The sequence below is a fragment of the Pseudomonadota bacterium genome, from assembly GCA_026390555.1.
Taxonomy (GTDB): domain Bacteria; phylum Bdellovibrionota_C; class UBA2361; order UBA2361; family OMII01; genus OMII01.
Genome location: JAPLFS010000015.1, coordinates 1 through 14,605, shown reverse-complemented (window position 1 = coordinate 14,605; position 14,605 = coordinate 1). Strand labels below are relative to the sequence as shown.

General features: G+C 49.7%; 10 protein-coding genes. 8 read left to right on the top strand and 2 right to left on the bottom strand.

From position 1 onward, the window contains the following. Positions 1 to 1,346 (bottom strand): amino acid permease (locus NTV65_01025; GenBank protein ID MCX6113784.1); only part of this gene is annotated, 1,346 nt, incomplete at its 3' end. A gap of 428 nt (positions 1,347 to 1,774) precedes the next feature. Between NTV65_01025 and NTV65_01020 the strand changes: the two genes are divergently transcribed. The 3 genes from NTV65_01020 (at position 1,775) to NTV65_01010 (ending at position 5,262) form a co-directional block, all read left to right on the top strand. Then, complete coding sequence (locus tag NTV65_01020) at positions 1,775 to 2,272, top strand: DUF3015 domain-containing protein (GenBank protein MCX6113783.1); 498 nt, start codon at positions 1,775 to 1,777, stop codon at positions 2,270 to 2,272. A 291-nt stretch (positions 2,273 to 2,563) separates the two neighbouring features. After that, positions 2,564 to 4,423: a DUF4105 domain-containing protein gene (locus NTV65_01015; GenBank protein ID MCX6113782.1), complete on the top strand. Its 1,860-nt coding sequence runs from the start codon at positions 2,564 to 2,566 to the stop codon at positions 4,421 to 4,423. Beyond that, complete coding sequence (locus NTV65_01010) at positions 4,420 to 5,262, top strand: alpha/beta fold hydrolase (protein MCX6113781.1); 843 nt, start codon at positions 4,420 to 4,422, stop codon at positions 5,260 to 5,262. The genes NTV65_01015 and NTV65_01010 overlap by 4 nt, the downstream gene beginning before the upstream one ends. 957 nt (positions 5,263 to 6,219) lie before the next feature. Here the strand turns inward: NTV65_01010 and NTV65_01005 are convergent. Next, the gene (locus NTV65_01005) at positions 6,220 to 8,163 is read right to left on the bottom strand and encodes a hypothetical protein (GenBank protein ID MCX6113780.1); all 1,944 of its coding nucleotides are present in this window, start codon (positions 8,161 to 8,163) and stop codon (positions 6,220 to 6,222) included. Between the two features lie 249 nt (positions 8,164 to 8,412). Between NTV65_01005 and NTV65_01000 the strand changes: the two genes are divergently transcribed. The 5 genes from NTV65_01000 (at position 8,413) to NTV65_00980 (ending at position 14,074) form a co-directional block, all read left to right on the top strand. Beyond that, positions 8,413 to 8,631 (top strand): hypothetical protein, encoded by a 219-nt coding sequence (locus NTV65_01000; GenBank protein ID MCX6113779.1) that lies wholly within the window; start codon positions 8,413 to 8,415, stop codon positions 8,629 to 8,631. Between the two features lie 381 nt (positions 8,632 to 9,012). Then, the gene (locus NTV65_00995) at positions 9,013 to 9,231 is read left to right on the top strand and encodes a hypothetical protein (protein ID MCX6113778.1); all 219 of its coding nucleotides are present in this window, start codon (positions 9,013 to 9,015) and stop codon (positions 9,229 to 9,231) included. A 57-nt stretch (positions 9,232 to 9,288) separates the two neighbouring features. After that, complete coding sequence (locus NTV65_00990) at positions 9,289 to 10,413, top strand: radical SAM protein (GenBank protein ID MCX6113777.1); 1,125 nt, start codon at positions 9,289 to 9,291, stop codon at positions 10,411 to 10,413. Continuing rightward, a complete protein-coding gene (locus NTV65_00985; GenBank protein ID MCX6113776.1) occupies positions 10,410 to 11,321 on the top strand; it encodes a hypothetical protein in 912 nt (303 codons plus the stop codon). The genes NTV65_00990 and NTV65_00985 overlap by 4 nt, the downstream gene beginning before the upstream one ends. An 11-nt stretch (positions 11,322 to 11,332) precedes the next feature. After that, positions 11,333 to 14,074, top strand: coding sequence for a protein kinase (locus tag NTV65_00980; protein ID MCX6113775.1), 2,742 nt, complete (start codon positions 11,333 to 11,335; stop codon positions 14,072 to 14,074). Positions 14,075 to 14,605: the final 531 nt, after the last annotated feature.

Below are 14,605 nucleotides of genomic sequence, written 5' to 3'. Positions count from 1 at the left end.
TGGATGCCGATGCAAACAATCGCAAAAGAAGCGAACGTGCTTAATAATGCCAATGGCTTAAACCAAATTCCAAGATGCCAAGGGCCCATATTTCTCCAGCTTCTGTTATGCACAAAAAATCCTGCAAGGATAGGCAGCATGTAGGAAAGATAAAGCAGGATAGTGGCTGCGGCTGCTATGGTGTCATAAAGATGCGAATAAAGAGTAAACAGGATTGCCGTGATAGAAACCAAAAAAATGGCATTGGTTGGTACTTGCGTTTTAGGGGAAACCTGTTTGAAGAAGTTGGAAAAAGGTAGGCCACCATCTCTTGCAAAGGCAAAAGCCATGCGCGATGCCGCAGTAATTACCGACATTCCACATAGGTATTGTGAAAGAACAATTGCGATAAATGCCGGGGCTTGTAAAAGTTTTGGGACAGATTGTTCTACGATGGTGACAAACGCCCGATCGCCTTGCATTGCAATATGTCTAGGGTCATCAATCACCAAGATTGCAACTGCAAGAAGTATATAGCCAGCAATACCAGAAATTAAAACGGCCTGCATGATTGCTTTGGGTACTGCGGATGCAGCGTTTACTGTTTCTTCCGCTGCATGTGCAGAGCCATCAAACCCGATGATGGTGTAGGCTGGAAGCAGCATAGCCAGGAAAAACAGCCATGTGATGGATTCGCTTACGGGCCATACTTGTTTATGTCCTTCGGGAAGGCCGCTATAGTTTTCGAATTGAAAAAGTCTTTCGGGATGCACGGGTCCACCAAAAGCCAACATCAAAACAACTAATGCAACGGTTACAATAAGAATCCAGTAGCCACTGAAGATGGTCATGGGGTTGACAATACGCATGCCAAAAAGATTGATAGCAAGTTGGGAAAAAGTTATAATCGAAACAGCAATTACCTGAGTGAAATCGCCCAGATCTGAGCTGCCGAAAATACTGCTTTCAATAAAGTTCCAAGTGCCCACATTGATTGCAGCAAGGATGGTAACTATCCCAGCTAGGTTGAACCAGGCGGTAACCCAGCCCCAACCTCTGCCGCCCAGAAGAGAACCCCAGTGGTAGAGGCCGCCTGCGGTAGGAAACGCAGAGGCGATCTGCGCCATAGCTGCAGCGACTGCGAATGAAAACAAGCAGGCAACCGGCCAGCCTATTCCAATTGCAGCCGGCCCTGATGCGCAATACGCAATATGAAAAGAGGTGATACCACCTGCAAGAATACAGATGATGGATAAGGAAAGAGCATAGTTGGAAAAAGCACTAAACCCCCGGAAAAGCTCTTGCTCATAACCCATCTTAGCAAGATTTTTTTGGTCTTCTGAGGCAAGGTTGTCATTGGGGTTCATCAAGCAGCCTTGGTGTTTTCGAGAAGTAGAACGATATTTTTTATTGCTGTAAAAGCTAGGTCTTTTACTATAGGAAGAGCAATGCACTTTTAGCAAATATTTGCTTCGAGGTGCAGGGAAGAAAGAAAACTGAAGAACTGCAAAGCTTAGTAGAGCTGTTTGTTCTGCGGTGTAGGCTCTGGCGTCATGAAAAGCTTGTCACCACCAGCCTTAATAACCGAGTTGGCATTATCAAAAGCCATGCTAGCGCTCTTATCCGCGGCAGCGCACGCGGCAAGCATTAAGCAGGAAATTATCATCGAAACAATGGTATAAAAACGGAGGGAATTACGCATCTAAATCACCTTAAATATTACCTTGACATACGGACCTGTAACGAACTAATTTTCCGCTAGTTACTTTTACTTATATATCAAAGGTATTGAATAATGAAAAGAAATGCTTTTATCTTAGCCACACTCGCCGTCCTCACTGCCCTGCCGACAGCTGCCTTTGCAGAAGATAATGTTGGAGCATGCGGCTGGGGTTCTAAGCTTTTTGCCGGCCAAAAAGGGGTTGCTCCACAGGTTGTAGCAGTGACCACTAACGGAACACTTGGAAATCAGACTTTTGGTATCACTTCAGGCACGTCAGGCTGCACACAGGATGGCGTAGTAACGTCAAACTGGAAGACAGCTGCATTTATCGATGGCAACATGAATAGGCTTGCCGTTGATATGTCACGTGGTCAAGGCGAGAGTCTCTCGGCAATGGCTGCATTGATCGGTGTTGAGGGTTCGGACACTGTTGCTTTCAACAGCGCCATGCAGAAGAACTTCACCTCAATTTTCTCATCTTCAGAAGTGACCTCAGTTGAGGTTGCGGCTGCAATCAAGAGCGCCCTGAGCTCCGATGAGTCGCTTGCCCAGTATTCGGCAAACGTATAGTTGAGAGCCCGTAAGGGCAGAACAACGGGCAAACGGGGCTATGATAGCGATATCATGGCCCCGTTTGTTATGCAGGGTTTGACCGATTTTACGGGTGTTATATAGTGCACCTGTCGCAATTTGTTCCTTTTGGGATCAAAAATTTTTGCTGAATAAAGTCAGCAGAAAGATGAAGTTCATATCGCTACAAATCTCTTGAGCAGCACGAATTACCTCTCAGTAATTATACCTCCCAAATTCTTTCAGCGTCACATTCGGCTGGCAGGCTGTTTTGCGGTCTTTTTTGTGCTGATGACTGCGCCGATCGGTATCAGCTGGGCGGACCCGCTAAATGTCTCTTCCGTACAGCTCAAACTTCTGTCTGAAGACGCACAGTGGCGAGCCCTGTTGCACTACGATCAGCTCGTTTCGCGCATCTCTCCGAATTCACGTGCCGCAGAATCTGATTTCTTTCTCTCTGAAGCCGGGAAAACAGATCCTCGGGCGGAGTTGGAGGCCACGCTCAGAGCTATGCTATCAGCAGAGCCGCTTGATGACACGCACGCTATCTGCCGCTTTCCTGCACGCTTCCTCTGGCTTTCAAAAAAGAGTGAGCTTACTAGTCTTTTATTTCCGAAGCCTGCTTGCCAGCGATTTCGCCAGTGGTATGACGCAATATCAGCACAGGGCATTACGCTTATTTTCCCGGCTTCATTTGTTAACAATCCTGCATCAGCATTCGGGCACACATTTCTGCGCCTCGATCATGGCTCCGCAGATGATGACACGCGGCTACTTGATTATGCCGCTGATTTCGCCGCTGCAACCCACGGTGAGAACGCCTTACTTTATGCAATTAAAGGCATTTTCGGTGGGTTTGACGGCTTTTTTTCGGTGGGTCCATTTTATAAGAAAGTTGAAAAATACAGCGACCTTGAGAACCGAGATATCTGGGAGTATCACCTTAACCTGAACCGGGACGAAGTCTCGATGCTGACGTTTCATCTCTGGGAGCTAAGAGAGAAGCCATTCAGCTATTTTTACTTTGATGAAAACTGCTCATATCATATCCTTGCGCTGCTAGACGTAGCGCGGCCCTCGCTGGGATTAATTCAGTCAATGCGTCTCTGGGTAATTCCAATAGATACAATTCGCGAGATTCAGGTGCATCCGGGGCTAGTAGATAAAGTTGTATTTCGAGCATCTGCCGCTACTAAATTGCATGGACGCATAGATCAAACTGCATCATCAGCACAGACCCTGGCGCTTAAGGCTGCGGATTCTTCGCAGGATCTTGATAAGTCAATCGAGGAAAACTCAGGAAGCCCGGAGAATCTCGCTTCAGCGCTCGATCTCGGGTATGACTTTTTGACCTATCAACGTATTCGTACCCGTAGCGATTCAGTAGAGGAAAAGCAGCGTGCATGGAAGCTGCTCGCCGCCCGCAGTTCCCTGCCACCGGCAAAGGCGCTTGAATATCCAGTACCTGTCGTGCGGGCAGAAAATGGTCATAAAACCGCAATGCTCAGCCTGGGAGTCGGGCGATCCGAAGATCTGGGAATCTCTGAATTTGTTTTCCGTCCGGCTTTTCACTCTTTGAGTGACCCGCTGGGCGGATATCTGCCGGGAAATCAGATCAAATTTTTTGAAACTGTGGCACGATATACTGAAGGCCGCGGAGTTGAACTAAATCGCTTTACTGCACTCGACATCATGGCGCTGACACCTCGCGACCGATTTTTTCAGCCAGTATCCTGGCGTGTTAACCTGTCTTATCAGCAATATCAGCGAGAAAAAGCTGACCCACTTGGACTTGGCTCGTTAAGTGCGGGTGGAGGGAGAAGCTATAAGCTGGCCGAGCCTATTCTTGCCTATGGACTGATCGAAGGGGCTTTTGAATATTCTGATATGCTCAACCACAGCAATGCTCTTGGCGTTGGACCACGTCTCGGCTTGATCTACACACCTGCAGATCGGTATGCCACGGAGATTTCATTTTCACAGCGTAATTTTCTTACTGGAGATACCCATAGTGAGCAGCTTGGTAGCGTCTCTCAGAGAGTCAATATCATCGAAAATACGGTGCTCCGGTTTGACGTCAATTATACTGATGCGTTTCAGAACTCATACTGGAGTTCAATGATCCGACTGGAGAGGTTTTTTACTCCATGAGACTTTTGATTGCTCTACTGGTGCTGTTGTTAACTGGAGGCTGCACCGGTGTATTTATGTACCCTGACAATGTTCGGGTGATTGATCCGAGTGCTTATGGTCTGAAGTTCTCCGAAAACCTGCTTCAGGATGGACAAGGCCCCGATCTGATCTATTGGGACATTCAGGCCAAGGGGAAATATCAGGGTACTATTCTCTTTCTGCACGGTAATGCCGGAAACGTGAGTACACATCTGAGAGCAGTTTCATGGCTGCCGGAGGAGGGCTATCGCGTAATTATGCTCGACTACCGAGGGTACGGTGGATCTCAGGGGTATTCTGAAATTAGGGGCGTTCACCATGATGCGGAGCGCATGTTCAGATTTGTAGCGGCGATGGAACCGGATCGTTCACGGCGTATTCTCTTCGGCCAGAGTCTTGGGGCGAGCATTGCTCTTTATACGCAGGGAAGCCAACAAGATGAAGAGTTTTTTTCTGCGATAATCGCAGATTCTCCTTTTGCCAGCTACCGCGAGATTACGCGTGAAAAAGTTGGCAGCTTCTGGCTACTCTATCCATTTCAGTATCCGATCAGCCTGCTGATTCTTGAAACCTATAGTCCGATCAACATGGTTAAAAAAATTACCGTACCGACACTATTTATTCATGGTCAAGATGACCAGATCGTGCTGCCACATCACTCACTTGATCTGTGTCAGGCGATGAAAGGCTATTGCACGCGCTGGGAGATTTCGGGAATGGATCACATCCATGCGCTAAACGGTATCGGTTTGCGCAAGCGCACGATTCAATGGATTCAGGAAGTCACCACAGCTGCCCGCGGGAAGGGTAAACACTAAAAGCCATCTCAAAAATGTATATTCTCGCGCGAGCCCTTTGTGTTCTTTGTTGCTAAAATCTGCGCCGGAACCGGCTGGATGTTGATATTTCACCACAAAGACCACGAAGGATGAGATTGAAAGTGGTGGTGATCGATGTATTTTTGAGAGGGCTTCTAGGATTCTGCGTTCTGCAAGGTTAAGCAGATGCAATAGAAACGCTGTTTTGTATAGACTCTAGCATTATCACTTGCCAAGGCTCAGGCACATATCCTGCGGTCAACCTAGGAACTGTTTATGAGCTTGCTCCGTTGAATCACACCCCAGTATTAACACCATTGTTAAAACCGTAGGGTTTCTCTACAATTTGAATAAGTTCAGTTTATTTTAAAAGGTAGCCTAAAGTGACCTTAGTTCAAAAAGCAAGAATAGCATGCGGACTTGCAGCTTTTCTATCAATGTTGCTCTCTATTTATCTTTGGTTCTCAGGCAATCGAGAAGAAGGGCTTTTCGTAGGCATTTGGGTGCCCTCAATTTTATCCAGTGCATACTTAGTGCTACCAAGCCCAAAGGCCCCTCATGAGTGATATAGGTATTTTTTTTGCAGGCTTATTCGTAACCCTCATCTGGGGTAGTGTGGTTGGAGGCCTAATCTTCGCTGCGCTTAACAGCACAAAAGACCGCTAAATTTCCTCGCCCACGCACGAGTGCTCTGGTTGAGCGAGATGCTACATCTAAATGGCGCAGGTGGGCCAAAGCCTCGGTGTATGGCAACTCAGCGGCATCACAAGCTCTATCTCTAGACTTGATAAGGCGAGTGAGCAGGTCCAAATTTCTTTGCTCCTACCATCGTAAACTGCGCAACAAGTGAGGAATGGGTACCCTGTTGCTAGTGTGCCACAGGATAAACTTAAAAATGATATTAGAATCAGAAATTCAAGATATAATTAATAGAGAAACTAAAGCGTGGGTAACTAATTACAACTGCTCAAGCAGCATAGCTCTATCCGCAGCATTGGGAACTAGCTCAAGGTAGCGTCGCAATGCGCTTTTACCACCCTCTGGATCTTGACCAGATTGAAGCAGAGCAAGCCCCAAGATTTTGAGCGCTGGGGGGGTTGCTCGTGGGTCAAGTGACAACGCCTTGCGCGCGTAGAGGATCGCTTCGCTGTGGTGTTTTTGAAAGAACTGTAGCTGCGCATAGGCAAGGTTGGATGCGGCACTTGTGCTATCTTGATGAAGTGCCGCGGTTATGGCGATATCAGCGAGCTCTAAGCGCTGCAGGCGTATCCAGCGAGTACCTTCACGTATAAGCAGATTTAAATTTACAAAGCGCGAGGTGGACTCTTCATCGCTGCATAGCGCTAGTGGCGAAGCCTCGCTTAATTCAGAGCTTGCAACCGTAGGTGTTCCGATATTGATCTCGATGCCTACGCGCTTCGCTGCCTCAATACCTGCCGCTGCTTGTACGAAATTATTACGCGCAACATATAGTCGAACCAGAGCGTCGTATGCTGGGGCAAATTCCGGTGATAACGTAATGGCATCCCGATACTCACCCAGGGCATTTCCAGCACATCCGACTGTCTCAAGAATCTGCCCGCGAATAAGCGAGATGCCTGCACCCCCTCCAAGGGCTTGAGCTGTTTGTGTTGTTTGCCAGGCCGCACTAAGGTGTCCGCTCTTGCGCTGGGCCAGAGCTAGATTAATTTGGATTCGAATCTCTTTGGGCGCTGTGGCAGCGGCCTGTGTGTTAAATGAAAGATCGTCGCTCCATCTGCGTGCGGTAATGCCACAAGAGATTGCTAATACGGCGATAAAGCATATAGCAACCTTAATCATTTTTTGGCTGCGATCTTGCAACCAGACTGATGCCCAAATGCAGACAGCTATGATCAGAAAGGCAGAGGCTGCGTAGAGCGGGCGCATACCGAGCACTGCGCGTGAGCACATAAGCAAAGCTGCTGGGGCATGTATAACTGCGCACACTAGGAGCGCTGGTCGCGCCTTAGGACAGATAAAGAAGAGCCGTCCAAAAGCGAGTAAGAGGAGTAATCCGAGCCACATTACGCTTGGAGCGCTTGCCCAGGAGGAGATTGGAGCGTATATCGGCGCCGTCGCCAATGGCCACAACCATGTTCCTAAAAGAAGAAAGAGGGAACGAATGCCGGTAAAGAGATCGAGGTCAAAGAGCCTAACGTTGTTACTTCCCAGCACTAGCGCTCGTACTATGAGATAGGCGACAACGAGAGCGATCTGCTTCCATCGAAAGGAATTAAATAGGCGCCGATCACGAATTGCACAGAGGATGGGCCATACGATAGTGGTCTCTTTTGAAAGCATTGCGCACGCACCAAGCGCAAGAGATCGACGGCTATCGTTCAGTGCCAGAGACCAGAGCAGCATTGCCGCCATTAATAGATCTGGTCGACCGGAGATCCAGGCTACGGTTTCAGTTTGATGAGGATGAACAGCGAAGAAAATGGAGGCTACCTGGGCAGCAATCTTCGATGCGCCGAATCGAATAGCGAGCGGATACACCGCTAAGCTGGTAATTCCGTGGATCAGTAGAGCTGTAATATGGAAAGGTAGGGGCGAGCCGTTACCCAGTAGGTAGTCGAGACGAAGCGAAATGACCGTAAGGGGACGATAGTATCCGCCGGAATCGCTCCACACCCGCCCCAGGTTCCAGTAGTCTCGAACGAAGGTCTGCCAAAGAGGTTGCTTTCCTGTGACCAGGTCACTTGCAAGGAGTTGATGATCATCCCATACCAGACCGTTTCCGAGAGCGGAAATGTAGGAGAGGACGGCGATCGCAAATACGACGCACAACCACCTTGCGGGGAAGGGGGATTCGGAGAGTGGCAATCCTATCGATAAAGGATCGCTACTTAATTTGCTACTCTCTTGTTTGCGGGTCATCTCTGAAACTATTCACCCTGTTTTACGGTTGCATGCATTAATGCTCATAGAAGGCGGTCTTTGTATGAAAAGAGAGGAGTCAAAGGATAGGAAGATCAATTCACTTTCCGCAAGTAGCTCGACATTGCAATGGGGGCACGGAGGGTCCTCAGGTAGCCGAAAGTTTTAGGGATGTTGTTTGTCGTCGCCCAGATTACCGTTTTAAGCCAACCAGAAGAGCATGAGAGGACAAGTTAAGAGGACAAGAGGGTGTTGAGCTGTGGGAAGGCTGAGTTTGCGAGTGATTCCGCTCTCACGATCGGAGCACTTCCAAAACTTGACCCGGCAGGCATTGAGGCTCGCTTCCCGCAGTTTGCTTTCTGCTCTGACACCAAGGCTTATACCAGCCATTCTGCTGGAGGTGGAGGACACAGCAGCACCCTACCCTCCATAAAGGTTACGGCTTTAAGCAAGGGTAGCGCAGCATAGCGGCGGCCAAGATATACCCGCTGCTTTAGAAACTCACGCCTGATAAATGAAAAGCCCCTCCGTATTGAGAGCTCGGCGAGTTTAACGATTAATCTGTGCTCCCATTTGTTGATGACGGAGTAGGGGACGTGTAGCTATTATGCTATTTTTTGCTACTTAGCGTATCCTCTCGTGTTCTTATGGTAGGCTAAAAACAGTAATTTTGGGGACTAGAAACGACTTTTCTACAACTTTCGGCCATACCAAGGGTCCTGTTGAAATGTCGAGATCGCAGATTAGCTACTTACGGAAAGTGAATTGGTTTTCCATCCTTCTGTGATAGACTCTGCGCAAAACCACGAGTCCTCTCGAGGATTCGGCTTAAATGGAGATAACAATCGTATGTCAAAAACTATATTTGCACCGGAAAAGATGAACGAAGGTGGGAAGGCTGAGTTTGCGAGTGATTCCGCTCTCACGATCGGAGCACTTCCAAAACTTGACCCGGCAGGCATTGAGGCTCGCTTCCCGCAGTTTGCTCTCTGCTCTGACATCAAGGCTCATACCAGCCATGCTGCTGGAGGTGGAGGACACAGCAGCACGACGTTGCGAATGGATTAATGAAAAACAAGCGGGCCGAGATCGGCCCGCTTTATCATGGCACTAGGGGTATTTATGATGGATAATTCTGCGGTAGTCACAGACTTCGTCGTCAAGGTAGCAGGGCGTTGCAATCTAAACTGCACTTATTGCTACATGTACAATCTTGCTGATTCGTCATGGCGGAAGCAGCCTAAGTTCATGTCTACGGAGACCTTCACACTTCTATGCCAGCGAGTGCGTGAGCACGTGATCAGGCATGACCTTAAGCGAATCGCATTCATTCTCCACGGTGGTGAACCTTTGCTGCTTGGACCGGAAAGACTCGAGATGTTCTTCTCTATTTTCAAAAACGCCATTGAGGGCCTCGACCTCAAAATTACTCTGGGAATGCAAACCAACGGACTTCTTCTTACGGAGGAGATCGGTGCGGTGCTGAAAACGTTCAATGCCACTGTAGGAGTCAGCATCGACGGCATCCCGGGCAAGGGCGACATGCACCGGGTGGACTTTAAGGGACGACCAAGCGGTGCACGGGTCGAAAAGGCACTGCGCGTCTTTCTTGAGACAAAATACGCGGACCGCTTTACCGGATTCATCGCAGTAGCTGATGTTGACCAGCCTCCGAGGGAGACGTTCCAGTATCTCGCCTCGTTTAATCCTGAGATGATTGATTTTCGGCTGCCCCTTCACCATCACTCGAGTCCACCAAAGAGAAGGGCAGAGTCGACATCCGGGGCTGAGTATGGTGAGTGGTTTGGCGAAGTCTTCGACGAGCTAATCAAAAGTGAAAAAAAGATCATGGTGCGCCTAATCAACGGCATTATTCATGGTCTTGCACAAACCCCAGCTGCAGACCACTTTATAGGCAACCTAGAGGTTGGATTAGTAGTTGTTGAAAGCGATGGCAGCTATGAGTTGGTGGATAATCTCAAAGCGCTAGCCGACGGGATTACCCAGACTGGGCTTTCTGTGCAAGAGCACTCCTTAGATGACTTCGTCACCATGCGCAACGACTGGATTAGGCGGCACGAATTGCACCGAGCTCCTAATGTTTGCGCAAGCTGTAAGTTCTTTACGGGCTGCCGCGGTGGCTACTATGTGACGCGATACGATTCCCATGGTGGGTTTGATCAGCCTAGTGTGTACTGTAATGATATGAAATACCTCGTACCTCTTATCCATCGGAGGTTAGCAGCATGAGTGCGGATGATAACCACATCCTAGAGCAAATACAGCTGATATCCGATCAGTTGATGTCGGCTTACGAATATCAATCGGTGTCGTTCTACTATCCATATTGTTATGAGATCCAAAGTGGGTCGGGGGGGTTGATTCGATTCTATGGTGCGGAACATTTCCGTGATCCAGAGAATTACCAGTTTGAGGCGATTTGCTCGATGATTCGTCTTGGTCGTCCCGAGCTTGTGCTAGTCGAACATCACCAAGAGCTCCACCGCAGCGCATCCGAAGCGACTAGCTCAAACTTCTTATCGGAAGTGGCGCTGCTGCAGCCTGCAGAGGCTGTCTCCCACAGCGAGTCAAGGCTAGCGGTGTGTCTTGCTGCTGAGGTTGGCGCGCAGGTTGAGTGCCCTGAGCCAACGTATGAAGAACAATGGAGATTCCTCTACGCCCGTGGATATTCCATACAGCAAATAGCGGCGTACTATCTGACTCGAGCCGCCGCAATGGCACCTTTCTGGGCAGGGCTTATGACCCCCCCTCAAGTGATGGAGTATCGCATAGGGCAGCTGAGAGCAACGTGGCCGTGGGAAAAGGAATTTTTAAGCCCCGCGTTCGTAAACAGCTTCCTTTCAGAGCACTATGAGTTCGATATTTTCTCCGCCAGCCCGGAGCTTCTGAGTCGGCTTGTGCTGCCGGTCAAGCCCGAGACTGACATTGATTTCTGCGTGCTAAACGCGGTCGGTGCCTCTGTAATGAACTTTATTGATTCAAAGATCGTTCTTCGAATTGGAGAGCTCAGCAAGCAGTATGCAAATATCCTAGTCATATTCGGCGCTACCCACATGGTTCGCCAGGAAAAAGCTCTGAGGAGCCTCCTTCGCGCTAACGCCACCGCTCTGCCAGAACATGGAATTGTCGGGTCCTAGAGAGATTTGCCGTGATTGAACGGGGTGGAATGGAGCTGCCTAAGGTGACAGAGATTGGCACGGATGGAAAACGCCACAACCATCAGCAGCGCGGCTCCGCTACCTGGTTTACTGCAAGTGTAGAGGCCTATGATGCCGAAGTCATGCAGCTTCGGGGCTCTCTCGCGCAGCACGGAATTTTCTGTGAGAGGGGTCGCCTAGGCGAACGGTCCAGCTGGCTTCATTTTCATCCCAAAAAAGAGGGGGACATGCCAGCAGCGTTCTGGAAAGCGCACTTGTCCCTTCACCCCGAACGCGTACTTTTGTTGTTCCACCTGCTCGAGCTATTTGCGAACACAGTGCCGGTGGGCTTCAAACTGCCCTTGAATTTGTATGGTTATCTCTTTCTGCACAATTCAGTAGTTCCAGAGTTATTATTTGGAAAGACGGTGACGTTTTATCCGACAAGTGAAGAGGAGCTACACGATACTGTTGAGTTTATCGAAGACCACTGGAGGGATGATGCTAGCCCGAAAATTCTTGGCGATCTCTACTGCAGTGGAAACCCCTCCTTAGGTATTCGCTGGGGTGAGTACAGTGCCCAGGCCGTAAACGTAGATCTTGCGGGCAGGCCGCAGCGGCTCATACCCCTTCCTAGCGGAACTCTAGGCTACGATGTACGCTCTCCCACAAGTGCAGATAAGCAGCAGCCTACGCCGGTAGAGTTATGCGGGCGGCTGTGGCGCCCATTCGATCTGTGTGCCTCTTCCAGCGCCGGAAAGCAGTTTTGCGACTATACGTTGTTGGGGTCAACCGGCGCATGGTTTAACGGGTCGTTCTGCGCAACAGGCCCCGACGGCTCCCTGTCTTGCATAAAGTTTGCACACCATTTTGGGATGATTAGCGTTGATGGTCTAACAGCTCAGGAAAGGGCTCTTGCCCACGTGGATGTAGCAAAGAGACTGCAGCACGAAGGGCTCCTCCCGATGGGTGAGATCCAGTGTCGTCGTTCTGATCACTTTGTCTTTGTCCAGTATCCCTGGGTGCAAGGTTTTACGATTGAAAACTCGCTCCACAAGCTCTCGCTGCATCAACTGATCAAGATTGGAATGGCAATTTCAAGGCTACATGAGGCTGGGTTTGTTCACCGAGATATTAAGCCAAGTAACATAGTAGCTAATGACTCCGGTTCTGAATTCGCGTGTATTGATTTTGACCTCTCGGTGCTCGAGGGCACAATGAGCTCAGATCTGGGAGGATCTGTCGGATATAGGCCCCCCGAGTATTTATCATCAGACATTATTACGCGTTCTTATGACACCTTTTCCTTTGGCACCTTGGTGTTTCAGGCTCTCACCGGTCACATCCCAACGGACGCCATGCCTAATGACCTGATCAAGATCCTTCTTGATGTAAACGGGTGGGGAGCTTTGGGGGCATCATTACTTCGATCAAGACACTCTGATCCAGTGTGTCGGCCGTCGATTCCTGGCTTGTGCAGTGTTCTCCATCGCGCTCACTTACGTGCGCGCAAGCATACGCGGGGCGGAGCTCAGCGACTCATGCAAGAAGCGCGAGATGCGATAGTGCTCGCAGCCTCGATGGTGACCAGCTCCGATTTGCAGGGGGACAATTTGGTAAAAGGTGCGCGAATCTCACCTCCTGACATTTCCATTTATTCCGGTGTTGCTGGAATGGCGTTCGCCCTTGAAAGCCTCGGCTCGCATGCGCCGGACGTCGTTCGTGAGCCGTATCTTCGGCATGCGAAGACGTTTTTAAGCAAGATAACAGATAGCAGGCTCCCCCCAGGCTTTTTTGTTGGTCGAGCTGGGGTGGTAATTGCTCTTGAGGCGATGGCTTCTGATCCACGCAACTCTCGCAGCGAGAAGTTCATTCGAGAGCTACTTTCTTGCGCTGAGTCGTACATAGGTCTTGACGTTGAGGAACCAAGCCTCTTCTTCGGTCAGGCCGGCCTTTTATTTGCCGCTGCCTTGCTTGGCGCAGAGACGATGATAACGAATCTATCTCCGCAGCTCCGACTGATTGCGCAGTCGCTGGTATCGCATGCACGCAGCCATAACGGACAGGTTTGCTGGGTGCCGTCAGGGTCCCTAGACGGCTCACGCCAGCCTACAAATGGGCTGTTTCATGGCACAGCCGGCATCGCCTTGGGACTCGGTTGCTATGGCGCCTGGGTCGGCGAGCAAAAAATGTGTGATATCGCCAACGCTGCTATGGAAGGACTATGCGACAAGTTGACCCAGCGATGTGACTCTGAATTGCCGCTGTATGTGACAAAACCGATTGGAACTCCCGCAGAGCACTCCTTGAGCCATGGGCTGCCGGGATTTACCTGGAGCTTAATTCGACTCCGTCATGTCATCAAGCCAGAGATATTCTCGCTAATCTACCCCCAGGTTATTGACCACCTATTGAGGACAAAGATATCAGGTCCAACCTCTTGGGCTCATGGACTTGCCGGAATAGTTGATCTATTTATCGATATTTTGTCCTTAGACCTGGGGTATAGAAGCCAAGACGTGAGCTCTTACCTCGAAGATTGTGTCAGGGCGCTTCTTGCAATTAGAAAGTCCAAGGATCAAGTCGGACCCGAGCGGACTATGGCCTTGGGGTTCGGTAATGGGTTAGCAGGGCGCATGCGCGTCTTAGCTCGATGGATTGATCTTCGTGAGGACCGTCCAGCCTGGAAGCGACGGCTTTTTGATCCTTGTGAGATCTCGCCTGGCCTACCACGGGTTGCCTCCAAAACGTAAGCTTTCGCTCCCTCTATCTTCTTGTGCTCCAAAAGGTAGCTACATATGTATGGTCGGTTTTAACTCACCTTTCCTCAGTTAATTGTCCCCACACCAGAACCACCAGCGTTCTTGAGGCAACGCACGGTTATGACGATTCTGGCAAGGTGGGCGCGCCAGTCCTTGCCGCTACTTAGTCGCTTGAGAATACTCGTGAGGCCAGACGAGGTGGAGGCAAAGCACGAACCAGGTGTGTAGCCAGCGATATTCGTCCGAGCAACAGCGGTACTCCTTTGCCATAATCATTCCTTCGGCTCGACGGAGCCGACCATGGAAGATCATTGGACTACCAGAAGCTGTTAAATCATTGGTATGTAAATCATTGGTACGGGGTCACGGCCATTAAGTTAAGTGATAGGTACCCGTTATTTTGAACACCTAGTCTAAATATAGTAAGGTGCAAAGATGGGTAAGATCAGTCGGAAACGGGAGATCGGAGCAGAGGTAGTTGCCAAGGTTCAGAGCGGACGAACCGCCCGCGAGGTGGCAGAA